Source organism: Nitritalea sp., from assembly GCF_054166705.1.
The window spans coordinates 1-19,002 of record NZ_JBSZCV010000003.1; the positions used below are offsets into that span (position 1 = coordinate 1).

18 protein-coding genes, 1 tRNA gene, 1 rRNA gene and 2 pseudogenes are annotated in these 19,002 nt (G+C 46.0%); 14 read left to right on the plus strand and 8 right to left on the minus strand.

Annotation, left to right across the window (positions count from 1 at the left end):
• A pseudogene (locus tag ACXIT9_RS00890) lies at nt 1–483 on the minus strand (IS21 family transposase); the annotation flags it as partial.
• A 331-nt stretch (nt 484–814) separates the two neighbouring features.
• Here ACXIT9_RS00890 and ACXIT9_RS00895 point away from each other — a divergent pair.
• The 4 genes and pseudogenes from ACXIT9_RS00895 to ACXIT9_RS00910 all read left to right on the plus strand — a co-directional run bounded on the left by ACXIT9_RS00895 (nt 815) and on the right by ACXIT9_RS00910 (nt 2,845).
• Complete coding sequence (locus ACXIT9_RS00895) at nt 815–1,297, plus strand: RNA polymerase sigma factor (protein WP_458054364.1); 483 nt, start codon at nt 815–817, stop codon at nt 1,295–1,297.
• On the plus strand, nt 1,294–1,716 hold the full coding sequence (locus ACXIT9_RS00900; protein WP_458054365.1) for a hypothetical protein: 423 nt from the start codon (nt 1,294–1,296) through the stop codon (nt 1,714–1,716). Before ACXIT9_RS00895 ends, ACXIT9_RS00900 begins: the two co-directional genes overlap by 4 nt.
• 8 nt (nt 1,717–1,724) lie before the next feature.
• Nucleotides 1,725–2,243: a DUF4252 domain-containing protein gene (locus tag ACXIT9_RS00905; RefSeq protein ID WP_458054366.1), complete on the plus strand. Its 519-nt coding sequence runs from the start codon at nt 1,725–1,727 to the stop codon at nt 2,241–2,243.
• Nucleotides 2,244–2,510: 267 nt separating this feature from the next.
• A pseudogene (locus ACXIT9_RS00910) lies at nt 2,511–2,845 on the plus strand (DUF4252 domain-containing protein).
• A gap of 238 nt (nt 2,846–3,083) precedes the next feature.
• Here ACXIT9_RS00910 and ACXIT9_RS00915 read toward each other — a convergent pair.
• The 4 genes from ACXIT9_RS00915 to ACXIT9_RS00930 form a co-directional block, all read right to left on the minus strand.
• Complete coding sequence (locus ACXIT9_RS00915; RefSeq protein WP_458054367.1) at nt 3,084–4,409, minus strand: DEAD/DEAH box helicase; 1,326 nt, start codon at nt 4,407–4,409, stop codon at nt 3,084–3,086.
• Nucleotides 4,410–4,632: 223 nt separating this feature from the next.
• Nucleotides 4,633–5,238 carry a DUF2911 domain-containing protein gene (locus tag ACXIT9_RS00920; protein ID WP_458054368.1) on the minus strand — a complete coding sequence of 202 codons (606 nt, stop codon included), beginning with the start codon at nt 5,236–5,238 and terminating at the stop codon, nt 4,633–4,635.
• Nucleotides 5,239–5,386: 148 nt separating this feature from the next.
• Nucleotides 5,387–6,103 carry a glycosyltransferase gene (locus tag ACXIT9_RS00925; protein WP_458054369.1) on the minus strand — a complete coding sequence of 239 codons (717 nt, stop codon included), beginning with the start codon at nt 6,101–6,103 and terminating at the stop codon, nt 5,387–5,389.
• Nucleotides 6,100–6,870 (minus strand): glycosyltransferase family A protein, encoded by a 771-nt coding sequence (locus ACXIT9_RS00930; RefSeq protein WP_458054370.1) that lies wholly within the window; start codon nt 6,868–6,870, stop codon nt 6,100–6,102. The genes ACXIT9_RS00925 and ACXIT9_RS00930 overlap by 4 nt, the downstream gene beginning before the upstream one ends.
• Nucleotides 6,871–7,468: 598 nt before the next feature.
• Here ACXIT9_RS00930 and ACXIT9_RS00935 point away from each other — a divergent pair.
• From ACXIT9_RS00935 to ACXIT9_RS00960, 6 genes are all read left to right on the plus strand, one after another.
• The gene (locus ACXIT9_RS00935) at nt 7,469–8,308 is read left to right on the plus strand and encodes a MotA/TolQ/ExbB proton channel family protein (protein ID WP_458054371.1); all 840 of its coding nucleotides are present in this window, start codon (nt 7,469–7,471) and stop codon (nt 8,306–8,308) included.
• Between the two features lie 49 nt (nt 8,309–8,357).
• The gene (locus ACXIT9_RS00940; protein ID WP_458054372.1) at nt 8,358–8,687 is read left to right on the plus strand and encodes a hypothetical protein; all 330 of its coding nucleotides are present in this window, start codon (nt 8,358–8,360) and stop codon (nt 8,685–8,687) included.
• Complete coding sequence (locus tag ACXIT9_RS00945) at nt 8,687–9,328, plus strand: ExbD/TolR family protein (protein WP_458054373.1); 642 nt, start codon at nt 8,687–8,689, stop codon at nt 9,326–9,328. Before ACXIT9_RS00940 ends, ACXIT9_RS00945 begins: the two co-directional genes overlap by 1 nt.
• Before the next feature lie 2 nt (nt 9,329–9,330).
• Complete coding sequence (locus tag ACXIT9_RS00950; protein ID WP_458054374.1) at nt 9,331–9,789, plus strand: ExbD/TolR family protein; 459 nt, start codon at nt 9,331–9,333, stop codon at nt 9,787–9,789.
• Between the two features lie 124 nt (nt 9,790–9,913).
• Nucleotides 9,914–11,410 carry an NAD(P)H-hydrate dehydratase gene (locus tag ACXIT9_RS00955; RefSeq protein ID WP_458054375.1) on the plus strand — a complete coding sequence of 499 codons (1,497 nt, stop codon included), beginning with the start codon at nt 9,914–9,916 and terminating at the stop codon, nt 11,408–11,410.
• An 89-nt stretch (nt 11,411–11,499) separates the two neighbouring features.
• Nucleotides 11,500–12,723: an MFS transporter gene (locus ACXIT9_RS00960; RefSeq protein WP_458054376.1), complete on the plus strand. Its 1,224-nt coding sequence runs from the start codon at nt 11,500–11,502 to the stop codon at nt 12,721–12,723.
• A gap of 102 nt (nt 12,724–12,825) precedes the next feature.
• On the opposite strand, the gene asnS is transcribed toward ACXIT9_RS00960, so the two are convergent.
• The gene (gene asnS, locus ACXIT9_RS00965; RefSeq protein WP_458054377.1) at nt 12,826–14,277 is read right to left on the minus strand and encodes an asparagine--tRNA ligase; all 1,452 of its coding nucleotides are present in this window, start codon (nt 14,275–14,277) and stop codon (nt 12,826–12,828) included.
• Between the two features lie 174 nt (nt 14,278–14,451).
• Between asnS and rpoN the strand changes: the two genes are divergently transcribed.
• On the plus strand, nt 14,452–15,909 hold the full coding sequence (gene rpoN / locus ACXIT9_RS00970; RefSeq protein ID WP_458054378.1) for an RNA polymerase factor sigma-54: 1,458 nt from the start codon (nt 14,452–14,454) through the stop codon (nt 15,907–15,909).
• Between the two features lie 113 nt (nt 15,910–16,022).
• A complete protein-coding gene (locus ACXIT9_RS00975; RefSeq protein ID WP_458054379.1) occupies nt 16,023–16,535 on the plus strand; it encodes a PA-phosphatase in 513 nt (170 codons plus the stop codon).
• A gap of 380 nt (nt 16,536–16,915) precedes the next feature.
• Here ACXIT9_RS00975 and ACXIT9_RS00980 read toward each other — a convergent pair whose 3' ends face one another.
• Entirely contained in the window at nt 16,916–17,689 is a 774-nt protein-coding gene (locus tag ACXIT9_RS00980) for a porin family protein (protein ID WP_458054380.1), read from the minus strand.
• Nucleotides 17,690–17,943: 254 nt separating this feature from the next.
• On the opposite strand from ACXIT9_RS00980, the gene ACXIT9_RS00985 reads away from it, so the two are divergent.
• Nucleotides 17,944–18,017, plus strand: a tRNA-Arg gene (locus ACXIT9_RS00985).
• Nucleotides 18,018–18,053: 36 nt separating this feature from the next.
• Here ACXIT9_RS00985 and ACXIT9_RS00990 read toward each other — a convergent pair.
• Complete coding sequence (locus tag ACXIT9_RS00990) at nt 18,054–18,263, minus strand: hypothetical protein (protein WP_458054381.1); 210 nt, start codon at nt 18,261–18,263, stop codon at nt 18,054–18,056.
• A 639-nt stretch (nt 18,264–18,902) separates the two neighbouring features.
• On the opposite strand from ACXIT9_RS00990, the gene ACXIT9_RS00995 reads away from it, so the two are divergent.
• Nucleotides 18,903–19,002, plus strand: a 16S ribosomal RNA gene (locus ACXIT9_RS00995); the annotation flags it as partial.

The window sequence follows — 19,002 nt, forward strand, 5'->3', positions numbered from 1 at the left end:
CTCCCCGGTGTCCCTATCGATGACTTCGATCTTTTTTCCAGCAAAATCAATGTAAACTTCATGGCCAGGAAGATGTTCGAGCTTCATAGAGCCTGCTGCCTTGGGGTACTTTCTGTGGTAATGCTCCATAAACTGAGTATAACTGTATGGATTATCGACTAACTGTCTATATTCCTCATAATGGTACAGAAAGGTAAAGCCAGGGTGGTTTCTTGAAGCCCTGCCCTTTTCAAAGTATCGCATCAGGGCATCAAATCTGTCGTTATTAATGGTGGTGCGGGATGGGAAGATCTCCTTCAATTTACCGACGTGAAGGCTCAAGATCTCTTCCACATCATAATCCGAGGCATGTAACCAAGAAATATACTGATTAATAGTATTGCGGGAAATACCTAGCACGTAGGCTATTTTCCTATTGCTGAGTCCATCTCTGTGTAAGCTAAAAATCTGTTTTATATCCATGGGATCTAGTACATTCGCCATTCCTTTTTTCTGGAAAAGATACGGCAGGTGAAACTTAATCCCCCAAAGTGGCACAAATCGAACCGTTATATCCAAATCCGTGAGTTGGTGGCTCGTGACCACTCATGACCACGAGTCCCCTAGCAATTCGGGACTTTTTTTTGTTTCTAGATGTTTTGATTTTATTCCTTTGCAGAGCAGCATTTCTCCTCCAATAACGTGAAGCAAAATACAAAATAGTCTGCTTGCGCACTATTTTTTTGATTTAGTGAAACTTGAATTCATTCTAAGTTGGAAAATTTTTTTCGCATTTTTCTGTAACATTTCCAGTCCCCATGCATCATCTTCCCGAATGAAGTCATTTTTTGAAACACATATCTGGCCTTTAAAGAGCAAACTCTATCGGATGGCATATCTCTGGGTCAAGGACCGGGAGGTCGCAAATGATATGTTGCAGCAAGTCTTCGAAAAAGCTTGGATAAGGAAAAATGACTTAGAGCATATGGATAACCCCACGGGGTGGATGGTTAAGGCCTTAAAGAATGAAAGCTTACAACACTTTCGTTCTACAAGGAAAATCGATCCTCTGGGAGATTTGGACCTAGAAGATTCCACAAAAATCAATGAAGAGGAAAGTACTGATAGAATACAGCTGGTATGGAGGTTTTTGGAAAAACTTCCTGAAAAGCAGCGTGAGGTATTCCTCCTTAGGGAAGTGGAAGGATTAACGTATGAGGGAATTGCCAACTACTTGGAAATCAATTTAGACCAAGTAAGGGTCAATTTATTTAGAGCACGGCAGCAATTGAAAGTCCATTTAACTGGAAAGAAATGAACGAACGGATAGATATTTTATTGGAAAAATATTGGGAGGGGGAAACGAGCTTAGATGAAGAAAAAGAGCTACGATTTCTTTTGAGTCAGGTAGATGGGTATGAGTCAGCCAAGGAGTTTTTCTCAGGGGTCTCCGACTTTTCTCAACTGGAAGGAAAAGATCCTGTAAAGCCTACAGTAAACCTGCCGATTTGGAAAAGACCTTGGCTCGGTTATGCTGCAAGTATTGCTTTTTTCCTGTGTATCGCTTTTGGAATAATACAACATCAGCAACAAAAAGCAGAACAAGAGGCCTACGAACAGGTCGTGGCTGCTCTATCTCTTATTCAAGAAAATATGCAAAAGGGAAGTGAACGTATGGAAGTCCTGCAGGAACTACACCACCTTCAGGCTCCCATTAATTTGTTTGATGTAGAATAATAAAACGTATGAAAAAATATTTCTTTACCATTTTCTGCCTCTTCCTGTTAGGATCTGCGCAGGCACAAGATGATGCCATTGTCAAGTTCTTTTCCAAATACATGGAAGATGATCGCTTTTCAAGAGTCTATATCAGCCCCAAAATGATGCAAATGGCAGGTGGATTTCTCAAATCTGACAAAGTCTCCGTTAACGAAGAAAAGGATCTTGGAGAGTTGATTTCCAAAATCCGAGGAATCCGAATTTTATCTGCCGATAAAGTAAATGGGAAAACACTTTACCAGGCAGCCATGAGCACCTTGACGAAAAATAAGTATGAGGATCTTATGGATGTTCAAGAAAAAGACTCTAGCGTAAAATTTATGGTTCGGGAGGAAAATGGTCGAATCCGAGAATTATTGATGATCACTGGCTCCAAGGAAAGTTTCACATTAATGAGCATGCTAGGGAATTTCACCTATCAAGACTTGAATAGGTTAGCGGATAAAACAAGTATTCCCGGAATGGAAAAGTATAAGGGGAATTAGGATTGAAGAAATAGAAATAATTTGAAATAATGAAAACTGCTATGAAGTACAAGCGAGATCCGAAAGACAACAAAAACCTAGAGTTTCAACTAAAAGAAATTTTAAACGACTAAACCCGATTCTATTATGAAAAAAGTACTCATTATCTCCGCTCTACTTATAACTCTTGCCGGTAGCAGTTTTGCTCAAAGCAAATCTGTAGAAACCTTGTACCAAAAACATAAATCAAATCCAGAATTTTTCCACTTGGACCTTGGAGGAAGTTTTATGCATTTGGCCAAAGGCCTAAATATTCAGCTAAATGATGATGGAGCTGATGTGCTATCAAATTCCATAGATCAGATAAAGATGTTTAAATTACCTACATCCGCAGCAGGCAGTGAGTTTAAGGCACTCGCCAAATCCTTGGAAAAAGAGAATTTTGAGCTTCTGATGGAAGCGGGACAAAATCCAATGCCGTCCAAATTTACTCAAAAGGATCAAAACAAATCAAAGATGTGGTGGTATTGGTAAGTGGAGAAAACGGGGATTACATAGTCTTCGAATTATTGGGCGATTTCAATTCAAAATCCCTTGGAGCTCTCGGGAAAAGCTTTGAATAAAAAGCATCTTACCAACTGAATCGAAAGCGTAGATGACTACCTCTATATAAGCTACCTGCAATGAAGCCTTCAGGCCTAATGGAATATGCTGTTAGAGATCCAGGTAATTTTGAAATCAAAGGTTTTCTGAAATAGTAAACTATACATTTGGCTTCTTAACGAACCATCCATTCCAATCGCTACTTATATGCCCATGACTGCAAAACCTTCAGCTCTCCTCAATGCCTTCCAGCAAACATCACCTGGCCTCTGCTACCTTGACTTTTACTTTTTTCAACTTCTCACCATGAAGCCGCTGCACCAAGCGGACAGCCTTCGCCCGAGGGACCGCCACATAGGCAGCGTAATCTAAAACCGTGATTCTGCCGATGTCCTCCTGGGTGGCTTGGCCAACTTTAATAAAGAAACCTACGATGTCTCCCTTGCTAATCTTATTTTTCTTTCCGGCGCTCAGGTAAAGCAGGGAAAGGTCAGAGGCCTTAGAAGCCACGGTCGCGGGAAGCGCCTCCTCCTGCAAGCTTTGCGCATCCAAGTAGTCGGGCAACTCTTCATCCTCGGCCAAGAGCACATAACTTTGTCCAGAAGCATGCATGCGTGCCGTGCGGCCATTTCGATGGATAAAGGCATCTTCCCGCGGCGGTACCTGATAATGCACCACATGCCGTATCTCAGGAATATCCAGCCCACGCGCAGCCAGATCCGTGGCGATCAAGAGATGGACCACCCCGCTGCGGAATTTGATGAGGTTTTTTTCCCTGTCGAGCTGCTCCATCCCGCCATGCAGAACTGCGTGTTCATACCCATTATCGCTTAATAGCAAGCTGATGCGGTCCACCGCATCTCGATGGTTGCAAAACACCAAACAAGCCTCTCCCTGAAAATGAGAAAGCATACGCATCAGGTTAGGGATTTTTTCCTTCGTGGGGGTCCGGACCAGCTTTTGCTCCAGTGTACCCCGCTGTTCCGCTGTTAAAAAATCTACGACCGCCGGGGCCATAAAAGGAATAAAGTCTGGCAAGCGCTCCATCGGGGTAGCAGAGGTAAGCAAATGCTGCTGCACCTGAGGCAGCTTCCCGAAAATATCCCGCAGCTGCTCGTGAAAGCCCAGCTGCAGGGACTTGTCGAACTCATCCAAAACGAGCGTGCGAATCGCCGCGGTGTGCAGGGAGCCTTGGTTCACATGGTCGGAAAGCCTGCCCGGCGTGCCGATCACCAACTCAGGTAATTCTGCCAAACTATTTTTTTCCAGCTTCATCGCGTGCCCCCCATAGCAGGTACTCACCCGAAATCCAGTCTTCAGCGATTTGAAAACCTGCTCTATTTGAAGTGCCAACTCCCGCGAGGGGACGATGATCAGCGCCTGCGTACTTCGCGAACTGGGATCCAGGCGCTGCACTAAAGGGAATAAGAAAGCCAAGGTCTTGCCTGAACCCGTGGGTGCAAGCAGCATAAGGTTCGGCTCCTGCTCGGCCGCCCCTATAAATGCCCGCTGCATTTCATTAAAGTTTGCTATGCCTAAAGGGTGTAAAAATTGCTGTTCGCGCTCGCTAAGTTCTCGTTCCATGGGGCTAAAATAAGGGAAAATTTAGGGAAAGTGTGCTGGCGCAAAAAACAACAGGCAAAAAAGGGTTTTGCGAAACTGCTGAGTTGCGGGTGATACCTCCTCAGCAGCAGTTAAAAGAGGTCGGTGATAGGTACAGGAATCTCTAAAAGCAAAAAAAGCGGCCCAAAGACCGCTTCTCCAGCTTTGCCGCCAGGCAAAACGTTTACATCTTTACTGCCAACCCTTAAAAAGCCGCCTTAAAGCTTTCCATTTTTTGGTCCACCTGCGTATCTACCGGGAAGGTCACGCGGACATTTTCCCAAGCCATGTGCACATGAGCGACCTTATTGTCTTCAGCAGAAATACTGTACTGCAAGCGCTCCTGAGGCTTCGTAAGTGCCTCTACCTGCACCGTGAAGGACACCGCATCGTCTTTGGCCAGCGCCTCCTCATCGATTACGCCATCCTTCCAATACGCAAAAACGGAACTTCCTTTCGCATTAAGGCGCACGGTCCACTCCCCATTTTCTTTAGGGGTCATAAATAAGGAATACTTACCTGCGCGCAGATTTTTTCCTCCCACCTGCACCGGTGTGCTAAACTCGATGATCGTGGCCGCATTCGCACCAGCTCTCCAGGTAACGCCATACTTTTCGATCTCGCCGAAAATTTTTCTTCCCTTCACGGCTGGAGAAGAATAGTCGATACTGATTTTGGTGAAGCCCACATTTTGGCTTACATGCGCAGCAGGGCTAGGGACTGGAGCCTGCATCTGGGCGATGCCCTGGCCTTGGAAAGTAAGCATGAGCAAGAAGAGCACGCTCAGCGCGCCGAAAACTGAATTTTTCATAACGTGTAGTCGATATTTGGTGTTTATATCCGTTTTTAACCGATTTTTCGTCGGCTTGTTGCGTCTGACTTTGCCCATGGGGCAAAAAAAAATCCCAGCCAGCGCCCCTAAGGGTTGCCACCGGGATAAAAAAGGCCTTAAAATCAGCTTAGATCTTGTCTTTCCCCTGAGTAAATTTTCGCCAGTAATAAAGGAGCGGATTTTTATATTTAAGTGCTTTCCAGGGGCGGCTACTGTGCGGGAGATGCTGCACGGGAGGGCTCATGAGCACTAGATTTCGGTAGCCCTTTTCCCGGACGGCCTTCGAAATCATGTTGTCGTGCCAGTCCTTTGCGCTGTCCAGCGCCTCGAAATCGTATGCCGCCATAAAGTCAGGGTGCAGGAGGGTGCAGCAAAAGCTCAGGCTCCGCTCCGTCTCGAAAAGTGTGCACCGCTCACCCTTAAATTTCTCATAGGGATAGTTGACCTGCCCCGCCGCATCCACAGTGACGGCGCCGACCATGCCCACGCGCTCCTCCGCAGCAGCCGTAGCACACAGTTGCTGCAGGGTATCTGGATGCACGAGCACGTCGGACTCCACGATGATCAGAGGCAAGCCATCGGCTAAGCATTTATGACGCGCATCGATAAGCACTTCGCGGTAGTTCGGAGAGGGCTTTTCAGTCAGCGTGCCCGTATGCAGGAGCGTAAACTGATAGCGCTCAGCGGCCTGCTTGAGGGCCTCATGCGTCTCCGGGCTACTTTTATCATCGTACACGAGGTACTCAAAATGGCCTTTAGCTGCCTTTACGGCCTGAAAGGTGCGGAGGGCGGTCTGCAGTGACTCCTTCACCGGTGTGATAATGCGCGCTTGGGCGTGTGTCATGAAAGAAATAGATTAATAAATTTAGACAGGCTTCTTTGCTGGCGCAAAGGGCCTCTAAGGTGCCGTTGAAAGAAACGTTTATGTTTGGCATTCAGGTAGGCGATCGTCTTTTTTTTCTGCTCTTTGGAGAAGCGTTTTCTTCGAGAGGCGCTTTGGATGCGGTAAAAGAAGCCCACATGCTCGAGGCAGAGCACTTGGCCACCCCCTTTGAGCAGGTTGATCCAAAACTCCCAATCTTCCCATCCCTGACGCATTTTCGGGTCAAAGCCCCCGGTGAGGAGGTAGTCTTCTCGTTTGAAGACAGCCGATACGAAGATCATATTTTCTATGGCTAGCTTATCGAGGGAGAAGTCAGGGAGGTTCCAGGGACCCTCTTTGGCTCCGAACTTTTCCGCCTGACAGTAGACCAGTTTCAGCTTGGGGTTTTGCTGAAAAGCATCCACTGCCAGCTGTAGGTAGTCTTCGCTGATGCAGTCATCGGCATCCAATGGAAGGATAAAGCTCCCTTTCGCGTGTAGGATGCCGGTATGCCGCGCCACGCTAGGCCCGCTATTGGGCTGATGGAGGAGTTGGAAATCCTGTTTTTCTTGCTGCAGCTGGCGCAGATAGTCTACATGATCTGGCTGGCTACCATCGTCCACTACGATGACTTCTATTAAAGGGTAGCTGCTGGCTCGTAGGGAGTTTAGGGTTTCTTCGAAAACGCTGCCTGTATTATAATAAGGGATGATAACGGAAAGAAGAGGAAGTGGCTGTGGGGTGCTCATAAGCATGGGGAGGGTTTTCTTTAAGAGACGCTAGGGAGGGCGCTGCTGTCCTGAAATACCCGAAATTTTATCACTTGTAAAGGTACGATTTTTTCGCGCTGTGCGCAAAGTTCCTGACCGCCGTGGAATTTTTCATTTTTTAGTAAGTGATGTAAGTGCCTGAATATTTGTGTTCTAGGAAATAGGTGGGCCAGGCTTCATGTTTTTTTTACAGGGATATTTTTTGATTTCGTGCTTTTTTTACAAACTTAGTGCGCTGAAAACGATTCGGAGAAAAAAGTTCCCGAATTACCTGAAAACAGGAGCGTTTTTAGACAGAATTCAGGGTTTATGCCGTTTTTTCGAAAGCTTGCAAGACTCGGGACCAACGAAAAGCTTCCACTTATTGCCCAAATAACTCCACTCAAATAAATACGAGTAAGAAATCGCCAAGCATATCTTAGCTTGCTGACAGGTTATGTGAGGGTATTGGAGGAGGTAGAAATAAAAATTGTACCCTAGTTTTGCATTTTGACCCGAAAAAATCATAACTTTAAAATCTGATTAGAAATTAAGAAAACCGTTTAACCTTTATTTAAAGTCTATTAAAATCTACATTATGAAAAAGTTAATCGCTTTGTTCATGCTTTCCGGAATCTTATTAAATCCGGTGATAACAAAAGCTCAAGACGCAGATGCTGACGCTGCAGATCAGGACACCGAAATGGTAGAAGATCAGGATGAAATGGAAGAGGAAGAGGAGCAAGCAGCTGCAGAGCCCGCTACTCCGGCCGTCGTAGATGATGAAATCATCGATGAGGACAAAGGCTTCCATCAAATCATCAAGGAGAAGTTCATCGAAGGGGATCCTACGTTTATGACTCCGGTATTGATCTGTCTTATTTTAGGTATGGCAGTAGCCTTAGAGCGTATCATTACCCTTAATCTATCTACGACAAACACGAAAAAGCTTTTAGCGAAAGTGGAAGAGGCTTTAGAGCAAGGTGGTGTAGAAGCTGCTAAAGATGTGACGAAAAGCACAAAAGGTCCAGTAGCCTCTATCTTTACACAAGGTCTTATGCGTTACTCTGAAGGAATCGAGATGGTAGAGAAGTCGATTATTTCTTACGGTTCGGTAGAGATGGGTCGTCTGGAGAAAGGTCTTGTGTGGATCTCCCTATTTATCTCACTAGCGCCGATGCTTGGGTTCATGGGTACTGTAATCGGTATGATTGGTGCCTTCGATTCCATCGAAGCAGCAGGTGATATCTCTCCTTCCCTCGTAGCAGGTGGTATTAAAATCGCCCTTTTGACCACAGTAGCTGGTCTTATCGTAGCGATTATCCTTCAGTTATTCTATAACTACTGCGTGGCGAAGATCGACTCTTTAGTGAATGACATGGAAGATGCGTCTATCTCTTTAGTCGATATCTTAGTGAAGCATAAGCTTACGAAGTAATCCTAATCGGATACGCATACCTAAATTTTCACATTAAAGAATAAACTAGATGGATTCTATAGATATTTTCCTCTACACGGCTGACTTACTCATCATCATAGGAGCTTTGTTAGCGGTTGTGATGCCTCTTATCAAGTCGCTAGACAATCCGCAAAGCTTGGTGAAGACCTTAGTCGGTGTAGTAGCCCTACTTGTGGTGTTCTTTATTTCCTATTCCGTATCTGATGGTGAGGTGTTACCCAAGTATCAGGCAGAGCCTTTTAACGTAACAGAAGGCATCGCGAAATTTGTGGGTGGAACACTTTACACCGTTTATGCGCTATTTATTGTAGCGATAGCAGGTATCGTAGTCACTGAAATAACCAAAGCAGTAAAATAATGGCAGGTAAGAGAGGTAGAATGAGTCAGGAGGTAAATGCAGGGTCGATGGCTGACATCGCTTTCTTGCTACTTATCTTCTTCCTCGTAACAACGACGATCGCTTCCGATAAAGGACTTTTAACAGTTCTTCCTCCGAAGCAGGATCCGAATACGCCGCCACCTGAAGTGCCTCTTAACGAAAGAAACATCTTTAACATTCTGGTCAATGCAAACGATCAGCTGCTAGTAGAAGGTGAGCCGATGAATAATACGGAGAACCTGTCTGCAGAAGTTAAAGCGTTTATTTTGAATTTTGGAAGACCGAATGAAGAAGCGACTGCTTTATACAATTCTCTTCCAGAGTCACTAAAGGCGCAGGTAAGTCGTGATCCGAAATCTTCTGATCACCCCATGGCGGGTGGTGCGGTAGTATCGATAAAGACAAACCGTGGGACTTCCTATGAGAAATACTTGGAAGTATATGATCAAGTGAAGCGTGCATACTTCGAAATTTATGCGGAGCGTGTCGGACTTACAGCAGATCAGTATCGTGCACTTTCGGGCAGAACCGCTGCCGAGAAAGAATTAACAGATAGAGGTAAAGAAGGTATCCCGATGGCAATCTCTATCGCGGAACCGGATAAAATTGGAGGGAGTTAATTATGTCAAAGTTTAAGAAAAAGAACAAGACGAAAGAAAATATCCCTACATCTGCACTTCCGGATATTATCTTCATGCTACTCTTCTTCTTCATGGTGACGACTGTACTCCGGGAGAACGAGATGTTAGTAGAGCAAAAGCTTCCTCAGGCAACACAGTTACAGAAATTAGAGAAAAAATCTTTGATTTCGTACCTGTACGTAGGAAAGCCGAAAAATACGGCACTGTATGGTACTGAACCGCGTATTCAGGCAAACGATGTGCTCATTGGGACGAAAGATATTGTTCTTTGGGTTAACCAGGAGAAGGATAAACTTTCAGAAGTAGAGCGAGACCAAATCACCATCTCCATGAAATCGGATATCGAGGTGAAAATGGGTCCTATCGCTGATATCCAGTTGGAACTTCGGGAAGCCGATGCGCGTAAGTTGATGTACGCCGCTGTAGGTAGAGTGGATTAATTTCCGCTTTCATGATAAAAACAAAAAGAGCTATCCTTAAAAAGGATGGCTCTTTTTGTTTTTAATTCGTTTCATAGCTAGGGGAATATTTCCGATTTCTCTCTTCTGAGTTAAAGTTTTAAACATGCAGACTCCTTTCCTTCCGATTCTTTCAGGTGCCACGATCCAAGCGCTTGACCGCCACATATGTGCGACGGAGCAGATTAGCTCTTGGCAGCTGATGGAGTGGGCAGCGCTACGTGCTTTCGAAGGGCTGCGCGAGCGCTGCGGCGTTCAGCCGGAAGATCATCTGCTGTTTTTAGTGGGACCAGGGAATAATGGTGGGGATGCGGTGGCGCTGGCGCGGATTTGCCAGCAGCAAGGCTTCCAGCGGGTGGAGATTTTACGGCTTTCCGAGCAAGCGAGCCCCGATCAAGAAGAAAACTGGCGCTTTTTGCCAGCAGGAATTCCTATTCACCGAGAACTTGCAGCTGCACTACCTCCCAGGGAAGGTAATGGTTCGCGAAGACTAGTACTTGTCGATGGCCTTTTTGGTGTAGGTTTATCCCGTTCGCTGGAAGGCAAGGCCCAAAGTTGTGTGGAGGCCTGCCAGCACATCGAGGCGCTTAAAATTAGCTTGGATATTCCGAGTGGGCTTCCTGCTGACACCTTTGGCCAAGGGCCCATTTTCCGTGCGCAGCATACGCTGACTTTCGCCTCTCCCAAGCGTAGTTTACTTTATCCCGAACATGCTCCCTATGTGGGACGCTTGCATGTGTTGGATCTGCCCTTTCGTGCTTCCTGCTGGGATCCTTTTCGTACAGATAGCTTTTATTTGACGCGTTCGGCTGTGCGTATGCTGCATCGGTATTTTGACCGTTTCGCGCATAAAGGAAGCTATGGGAAAGTGCTCGGAATAGGCGGCCATGTAGGCATGGAAGGTGCACTGAAGCTTACGACTTTAGCGGCCTTGCGTACAGGTAGTGGGCTAGTTTATGCAGCATCGCCGGCTCCTTCTTGGGCGCCTCTTAGTCCAGAAGTGCTGGTGCAGCCGTACAGCCTGCAGCCTGACTTTAACCGCTTGGATGCTGTAGCTATCGGGCCAGGTTTAGGTCAAGAGCTTTCCGAGTCCGAGTGGTGCGCGTTTTTACAAGCGCTGCCCTTTCCGGTGGTCTTGGATGCAGATGCACTGAATTTACTAGGGAAGTTCCCAAAGAGCAGAGCTTTTATTCCTTCAGGGAGTATTTTGACCCCACATCTGAAAGAATTTGAGCGTTTAGTGGGTCCAGCGCTGGATCAAGAGGAGCGTATTCAGCAAGCGAAGACCTTTGCACAGCGGCATGACTGTGTTGTGGTTCTTAAAGGGGCACATACCTTGATCGCTTTGTGGAACGGCCAAAGCTTTTTTAACAGCACGGGTACTCCCTATATGGCCACAGCCGGGAGCGGGGATGTACTTACAGGCATGCTGCTGGCTTTCCTTGGGATGGGATATGCACCGGAAAATGCAGCCATTTGCGGTGTCTTTTACCATGGTCTGGCTGGCGAGTTAGCGGGAGCAAAGCTGAAACGTGGTACTTTAGCTTCAGATATCATCGCCCATATTCCGGAAGCACTTTTCGCGGATATAGAGGATGGGTGAGGGGTTTTTCTATGTAGCAACATGTAATTTGTGCTAGGTGCGAACTTTCGTTTGGAGGTAGAGGTTCTTAGAAAGATGAACTTTTCCTTATGTCAAGAGAGAAACTTTTAATTTGGACGCTGGCGGCGATTAATTTTACGCATATCGTGGACTTCATGATTTTAATGCCATTGGGCCCACAGTTAATGCGTATTTTTGAAATTACCCCGAATGCTTTTGGGCTTTTGGTATCTTCGTATACCTTTTCGGCTGGTATCAGTAGCTTCTTTGGCGCTTTTGTTTTGGATAAGTTCGATCGTAAGCAGCTTTTGTTGTGGGTGTTTTCTGGCTTTTTGGTAGGAACACTTGCCTGTGCACTGGCGCCTAACTACGCCTTTTTATTAGCGGCCAGGATTCTTTCTGGTGTATTTGGTGGGCTTACCTCGGCGCTTATTTTAGCGATTGTAGGCGATGTGGTACCGGATGCGCGCAGGGGCTATGCCATGGGTTTTGTGATGGCGGGCTTTTCGGTGGCTTCCGTTTTTGGGGTCCCTTTTGGTTTATTTATTGCGAGTTTAACCAACTGGCATGCTCCTTTTTTCTTTTTAGCCGGTGTATCGCTTGTGATCTTGGTGTTGATCGTACGCTTTGTACCGCAGGTACGAGGACACTTAATCAGTGGCAGTAAGCGGCCTAGTCCGCTGCAGGTGATTCGGCGCGTGACAGGGAATCCGAATCAGATGAAGGCGATTACCCTCACGATTTTTATGATGCTGGGTCAATTTTCCATCATTCCTTTTATTAGTCCTTATATGGTGGCCAATGTCGGGTTTACGGACATGCAGCTGACGTATATTTATATGGCGGGTGGGGCGCTGACGATATTCACAAGTCCCTGGGTGGGGAGGATGACGGATCGCCATGGCAAAGTAAAGATTTTTACCATCTTCATGGTGCTGAACCTAATTCCGATCGCAGTGATAACGAACCTGCCTGCCACGCCGATACTCTATGCGCTGCTGATCACTTCCTTGTTTTTTGTTACCTCGAATGGGCGCATGGTGCCCGCGGCGGCCTTAATTACGGGGACAGCAAAGCCGGAAAATAGGGGGAGTTTCCTCAGTTTTAATAGCGCCGTGCAGCAGCTGGCCTCCGGTTTAGCCTCCTTTATCGCGGGGATGATCATTTTGGAAGGTGCGGATGGTAGCCTCTTGCACTATAATCGTGTGGGTTATTTTGCGCTTTTCTTTAGTATTTGTTGCATCCCTTTGATCCGAAGGATCCGAGAGGTACCTTCAGGAGCTCCCGCAGCGGAGCTGGAAAAAAAGGTATAAAAAGCAGGGGGGGAGCCTGCCGAAAAAAAGGCCGATACATGTGGATATGTATCGGCCTTTTGTGCTTTGGGGCTGAGCCCCAATGTTTCCCTAGCGACGCCCTTAGAATTCGGCGTTCCCCGGCGTACGTGGGAATGCGATGACATCGCGGATATTACTCATGCCGGTCACAAAGAGCACGAGGCGTTCAAACCCGAGCCCAAAGCCTGCATGCGGTGTGCTCCCAAAGCGACGGGTGTCCAAGTACCACCACATCTCTTCTGTGGGGATGTGCATTTCTTCCATACGCTGGGTAAGCTTATCCAAGCGTTCCTCCCGCTGTGAGCCACCCACGATTTCACCGATTCCGGGGAACAAAATGTCCATGGCAGCTACGGTTTTACCATCTTCGTTTTGGCGCATGTAGAAAGCCTTGATTTGTTTCGGATAGTCGGTGAGGATGACAGGCTTTTGGAAATGTTTTTCTACGAGGTAGCGCTCATGCTCTGACTGTAGATCTACGCCCCATTCCTCTACGAGATACTGGAATTTCTTCTTTTTATTTGGCTTAGACTGTTTTAAAATTTCGATCGCTTCGGTGTAGGTTAGGCGTTCAAAGCGGTGCTCTACCACCATGCGAAGCCGGTCGAGGAGCCCAAGGTCGCTACGCTGTTCAGCTTTTTTCGTCTTTTCTTCTTCTGCTGCTCGCTTATCAAGAAAGGCCAGGTCATCTGCGCAGTGCTCCAGGGCGTAGGCAATGACATATTTTAGGAAGTCTTCTGCCAGGTCGGCATTATCTTCTGCATCGTAAAAGGCCATTTCAGGCTCTATCATCCAAAATTCAGCCAGGTGGCGAGTGGTATTGGAATTTTCTGCGCGGAAGGTAGGGCCGAAGGTATAGATTTCAGAGAGGGCCAGAGCCGCTAGTTCCCCCTCTAGCTGTCCGGAGACGGTGAGGTTGGTTTCTCTTTCGAAGAAATCTTCTTTATAGTTGATATGCCCTTCTTCTGTGAGGGGAGGGTTTTTCAGATCCAGGGTGGTAACCTTAAAGGTTTCGCCGGCACCCTCAGCATCGGAAGCGGTGATGATAGGGGTATGGATGTAGAAAAATCCTTTATCATTAAAATATTTATGGACGGCATAGGCCAGTGCATGGCGCACTCTGAAAACGGCGCCGAAGGTATTGGTCCGCATGCGCAGGTGCGCGATTTCCCGAAGAAACTCCAGGGAGTGTTTTTTCGGCTGTAGTGGAAATTTTTCTGGGTCTGCTTGTCCGAGGACCTGCAGCGATGCTGCGTGTAGTTCAGTAGCTTGTCCACTACCTTGGCTTTCGACCACGGCGCCCGTAACTAGGATACAGGCCCCCGTGCTGACCTGCTTCAGCAGTTCTTCAGGGATTGTTTGCGGATCTGCTACGACTTGGTAGTTTTGGATGCAGGAGCCATCGTTTAAAGCGATGAAAGTGACATTTTTATTACTTCGTTTCGTCCGCACCCAGCCCATTAGTGTCTGTGTCGTGCCTGTTACTTCGCTTTGTAGCAAAGCTTTGATTTTTATTCTTTTGTTAAATGCCATACAGATTACATGCTCTCTTTCGCAACAGCCCTCATGCCGCCACCGTTTACATAAGTGCAAAAAAACGATATAATACGCTTTTTATCAAAAAATTGATCTAATTTCCTAAATTTACATCAACAAAGGGGCTCTTTGGCACAAGCCATCCTTTGAATAGGCTTTTAAACCGCACATATGCAGAAATTACATTTAAGTCAAACTTTATCCCAGAAGTTATCTCCGCAGCAGATTCAGTTTATCAAGCTGCTACAGGTGCCTACTGCAGAGTTGGATGCGCGCGTGGAGGAGGAGCTAGAGATTAATCCCGCACTGGAAGAGGGGAAGGAAGAGTCTCCTGAAGCTGCGGCTGATGAGTATGCTGAAGGTAATTTTGAGGAAGAGGGAAAGAAAGAGGAGCAGGACGTCAACCTAGAAGATTACCTTGGCGATGATTATGGGGGGTACAAAATGCAGGGAGATGGGAACTATAACCCCGATGAGGAAGATCGGGAGATTCCTGTATCTAGTGCGATGTCCCTTCATGAGCAGCTCCTCGTGCAGCTGAGCTACCTGCGTTTAGATGAGCGCCAGATTTTAATCGGCAAGCAGCTTATCGGGAGTATTGAAAACGATGGGTATATTCGTAGGGAATTGGAAGCGATTATAAACGATTTGGCTTTCAGCCAAGGGGTGGAAACGGACCTAGACGAAGTGGAGGAGGTGCTGCGCAAAGTGCAGGCATTTGACCCTCCTGGCATCGCGGCCCGGAACCTGCAGGAGTGCTTGGTTATACAGCTGGAGCGCAAGGAGCACCCGGAGGATCCTGTAATCGAGAATGCGATCGGCATTCTTACGCAGTGTTTCGAGGAGTTTACAAAGAAGCATTACGAGAAAATTCAGCGGAAGCTAAATTTGGATGATGAGGCGATCAAGGAGGCGGTCCATATGATTACGCGCTTAAATCCGAAGCCTGGCGGGATATCTGATGGGATGGTGCGTACACAATATGTGATTCCTGACTTCATGCTAACCGTGGTAAATGGTAAGCTAGAGATAAGCTTGAATAGCCGAAATGCACCAGAATTGCGCGTCAGCCGCTCTTATGCCGATATGTTCGATGCCTATGACAAGAGCGATAAGAAGGATAAGAAGCTAAAGGAAACGGTGACTTTTGTGAAGCAGAAGCTAGATGCAGCGAAGTGGTTTATCGATGCCATTAAACAGCGGCAGCAGACCTTACTGCGCACGATGCAGGCTATTTTAGATTATCAGTATGATTTTTTTATTGACGGTGATGAAACAAAACTACGTCCGATGATCTTAAAGGACATAGCAGACAAAATTGACATGGATATTTCCACCGTTTCTCGTGTGGCGAATAGTAAGTCAATTCAGACAGAGTTCGGCGTATTTCCGCTTAAGTATTTCTTCTCAGAGGGAATCGCGACGGATTCTGGAGAGGATGTCAGTAACCGGGAGGTGAAGTCAGTGCTGCAGACACTAGTGGATGAAGAAGATAAGCACAAGCCGCTTTCGGATGACAAGCTAGTGAAATTATTAAATGATAAAGGATATAACATAGCGCGGAGGACAGTGGCGAAATATAGAGAGCAGCTGAATATTCCTGTCGCTAGATTAAGGAAAGAGTTGTAGTGCATAAGCGTATCGCCCATTTAATTTCGATTATTACGCAGCCGCTGTTAATGCCTACAGCGGTTGCTTTCTTTTTTATCCATTTAGCAGGAAAAAACATACAAGGTCTCTACATGCCCGTTTCGGTATTTATGGGGCTGTTGTTTTTTACGACCTGCCTGGTGCCAGTGATGAGTATTTTTATCATGTGGCGTTCAGGCCTTGTTAGTTCCCTATCCATGGGGAGCTTGCAAGAGCGGCCCATGGCTTTTTCGATTATCAGTGTGTTTTATGTGATCGCTACGTATTTTTTCTATTACAAGACGCAGGTGGCAGTAGGGACCGTTTTTACGCTAGCTGTTATTACGATATGTATTTTACTACTAACGTCGATCAGTTTTTTCTGGAAGATTTCTGCACACATGACGGGTATAGCAGGTTTGATAGGAATTGTACTGGCTACTGTAGGAAATGAAAATGTGGATACCGCGCTACCGCTGCTGGCGGGTTTATTTGTGTTGGCAGGATTGACAGGGTCTGCACGTTTAAGCTTGCACGCGCATTCACCCGCTCAGGTTTTAGGAGGATTTGTGCTTGGATTTGGGATTTGTTTTTCTGCCTTTTACTACTTTGGCTCTTGGATTTAAGTAAAGAGACTCCTCAACATGAAGAGCGCGTAGCGGGCAAGTTTCAGGAACTATGCGGTGCATGGACTACTGACGGAAAAAGTGCTTGGGAGTAAGCGGGCTGTGGGTGTCCGTTTTTGTGTATAAACTTAGATTCCGTCCATTGAGCTTCAGAAAAGCCGTGCGGCCTTCATGTGATCTTGGAGTTACATTTCTTTAAATTTAGACGGCGGCGTTCTTATTTATGATTTTGCTAAAACGAGAAAGACATCCAGTGAAGTGGATGTCTTTCTCGTTTGTGTACTTCAGATCGGGACGTCTAAAAAACTACCTTACATTATTAAACATTATTAAAGCGTGACCTTCTGGGTCGTGTAGCTTTCTTTATGAAGTAATAAGCATTAGAAAAGCGCTACTGATATGCCAAAGTTGATTTGGTTGGCTTCGGTATTTAATGGACCTCTTCCTTCTTTCCAAATGTTGTTTAAACCATAATACCCCCAGAAGTTGAAACCAGGAAATGCAATACGGGTGTACACGCCATAGCGTATGGGATTAAGTCCATAGCTTTGCCGGTCTTTAATCTGTCTTCTATTTCCGTCAGGATCGGTATAGGCCACTTTTGTATGTGCATTCATGAGAAGGCCAACCTTCGCGCCGACGGCGATCTTAAAGCTTCGGCTATAATCACTTTTATTGAAGTGATAGCGAAACTCGAGCGGAATATCGAGGTAGTTGGCGACGAAGTTATTACGTCTTATTTGAATATCGTCACCATAAAGGCCACGTATGGAGGCGAAGGCGCTAGATCCGGGTCCTAAAACAGGGTCGGCGACAAAGGTACTGTCAGCGCGCAGTCCCATACGGTCAGATCCGATGCCTATTCCAGGATTAAAGCTAAAACCGGAGCGTTCGCCGAAGATCGGAATAGGGTATTGGTAAGAAACATTTAGGGTACGAGAAGCAAAAAAACGTGTGTTGAGCTCAGCGGGTCTATTGTTTAGCAGGTTGAAACCAAAATCAATAAACAGATCTCCTTTCAGATCGGGTCTGCCACCAACGGGGGTTCTCTCTCTGGTTTTCTTTACCGTGTTTTCTTCGCTTTGTGTGGACTCTTGAGCGTTTACAACACCTAAAAGCATACAAAATAAGGTAACTAGTGCTACTTTTTTCATGAACTGAATTATTTTCCAAAATTACGCGGGCTAAATTAGGAAATGATATGTGATTTTTTTGTCTTTTCCTCTTAAATCTTCTTAAGCTAACGAAAGTGGGTCGGTATGTGAGATATGAAGTGGGGAGAAAGTTGGAAATTTATCTTCTTGATAGCTACCCACTTGATGTGGGAATCGTCTTTTTTCTTCTATTTTTTTTGTCAGGAACTTTTGAGATTTAAAAATCCTGCCTACATTTGTACTCCAATCACGAAGGCCTCGTAGCTCAACTGAATAGAGCACTTGATTACGGCTCAAGAGGTTTCAGGTTTGAATCCTGACGAGGTCACAAAGCGGCGAATATATTCGCCGCTTTTTTTTTGCTCTATTTTGTCCCTAGGCTGCCGGGATGTCCGGGGCCCACGAGCACGGCGTCGTGAAGGTCTTGTATGGCTTGTTCTTTAATCTCCTCCAAAAAACACTGCGCTATAATACTAGCTACTATCGGTCCACCCATTAAGGCGTGAATTGCAGTACCCCCTGTTAGGGTTTCGGCTTCTTTGGTGGATAAATGAGAAAAATGTGCTTTTGACATAGTTGTAAAAATTTATTGTTGTGCACCCGTTGTAGGTCGGTACGGCACCTGTCTGAGGTCAAAGTTATGTAGCTTCTGTATCTAAAAATGGACAGAAAGAATTTATCGGAAACTTTTCTCCTTTGTTTTCAGTTACTTGGATCGAGGCTGGGAATTTCTTTGGGCTGATCCCTTGCAAAACGGGAAAAAAGTGTCACCTTTGCAATCCCAAACGGGGGAAGCGGTTGAAAGAAACGGCGCATTGACAGGCAAGAAAAAGGCGGATAAAAGCGCTTGCGGGTAGTTTTAGGAGTGTAGCGATACACGGTAGAATAACCTTTCAAGCCACTTTTTACCAGCAGCCGAAACTGAAAATTATTTTTTCATTTTTCACTTGCCTAATGAAAAACTTTCTCTACCTTTGCAAACCCAAACGAGGGATAGCAAACAGAATGAAAGTAACAGATGCCTTAGCTTGAATGCTGGGGGATTGACGAAATAGGAGACGGAAGGTCTTCTGATACGTTCTTTGAAGTGTTGTAAAACGAAACAAAAACATCCAAGACAATTTAGGTGAGATAATGTTTTTATCCACCGTCAATTTGAATGCTATTGAGACACAGGAAAATAGAGTAGTGGCGACACTACGACAAACACTTTACAATGGAGAGTTTGATCCTGGCTCAGGATGAACGCTAGCGGCAGGCCTAATACATGCAAGTCGAACGGGATCCAGAAGCTTGCTTTTGGTGAGAGTGGC

Bases quoted from the DNA above. Each gene is read 5' to 3' on its own strand.
- ACXIT9_RS00895 (WP_458054364.1), top strand. From the start codon at position 815: ATGAAGTCATTTTTTGAAACACATATCTGGCCTTTAAAGAGCAAACTC.
- ACXIT9_RS00900 (WP_458054365.1), top strand. From the start codon at position 1,294: ATGAACGAACGGATAGATATTTTATTGGAAAAATATTGGGAGGGGGAA.
- ACXIT9_RS00905 (WP_458054366.1), top strand. From the start codon at position 1,725: ATGAAAAAATATTTCTTTACCATTTTCTGCCTCTTCCTGTTAGGATCT.
- ACXIT9_RS00915 (WP_458054367.1), bottom strand. From the start codon at position 4,409: ATGGAACGAGAACTTAGCGAGCGCGAACAGCAATTTTTACACCCTTTA.
- ACXIT9_RS00920 (WP_458054368.1), bottom strand. From the start codon at position 5,238: ATGAAAAATTCAGTTTTCGGCGCGCTGAGCGTGCTCTTCTTGCTCATG.
- ACXIT9_RS00925 (WP_458054369.1), bottom strand. From the start codon at position 6,103: ATGACACACGCCCAAGCGCGCATTATCACACCGGTGAAGGAGTCACTG.
- ACXIT9_RS00930 (WP_458054370.1), bottom strand. From the start codon at position 6,870: ATGAGCACCCCACAGCCACTTCCTCTTCTTTCCGTTATCATCCCTTAT.
- ACXIT9_RS00935 (WP_458054371.1), top strand. From the start codon at position 7,469: ATGAAAAAGTTAATCGCTTTGTTCATGCTTTCCGGAATCTTATTAAAT.
- ACXIT9_RS00940 (WP_458054372.1), top strand. From the start codon at position 8,358: ATGGATTCTATAGATATTTTCCTCTACACGGCTGACTTACTCATCATC.
- ACXIT9_RS00945 (WP_458054373.1), top strand. From the start codon at position 8,687: ATGGCAGGTAAGAGAGGTAGAATGAGTCAGGAGGTAAATGCAGGGTCG.
- ACXIT9_RS00950 (WP_458054374.1), top strand. From the start codon at position 9,331: ATGTCAAAGTTTAAGAAAAAGAACAAGACGAAAGAAAATATCCCTACA.
- ACXIT9_RS00955 (WP_458054375.1), top strand. From the start codon at position 9,914: ATGCAGACTCCTTTCCTTCCGATTCTTTCAGGTGCCACGATCCAAGCG.
- ACXIT9_RS00960 (WP_458054376.1), top strand. From the start codon at position 11,500: ATGTCAAGAGAGAAACTTTTAATTTGGACGCTGGCGGCGATTAATTTT.
- asnS (WP_458054377.1), bottom strand. From the start codon at position 14,277: ATGGCATTTAACAAAAGAATAAAAATCAAAGCTTTGCTACAAAGCGAA.
- rpoN (WP_458054378.1), top strand. From the start codon at position 14,452: ATGCAGAAATTACATTTAAGTCAAACTTTATCCCAGAAGTTATCTCCG.
- ACXIT9_RS00975 (WP_458054379.1), top strand. From the start codon at position 16,023: ATGCCCGTTTCGGTATTTATGGGGCTGTTGTTTTTTACGACCTGCCTG.
- ACXIT9_RS00980 (WP_458054380.1), bottom strand. From the start codon at position 17,689: ATGAAAAAAGTAGCACTAGTTACCTTATTTTGTATGCTTTTAGGTGTT.
- ACXIT9_RS00990 (WP_458054381.1), bottom strand. From the start codon at position 18,263: ATGTCAAAAGCACATTTTTCTCATTTATCCACCAAAGAAGCCGAAACC.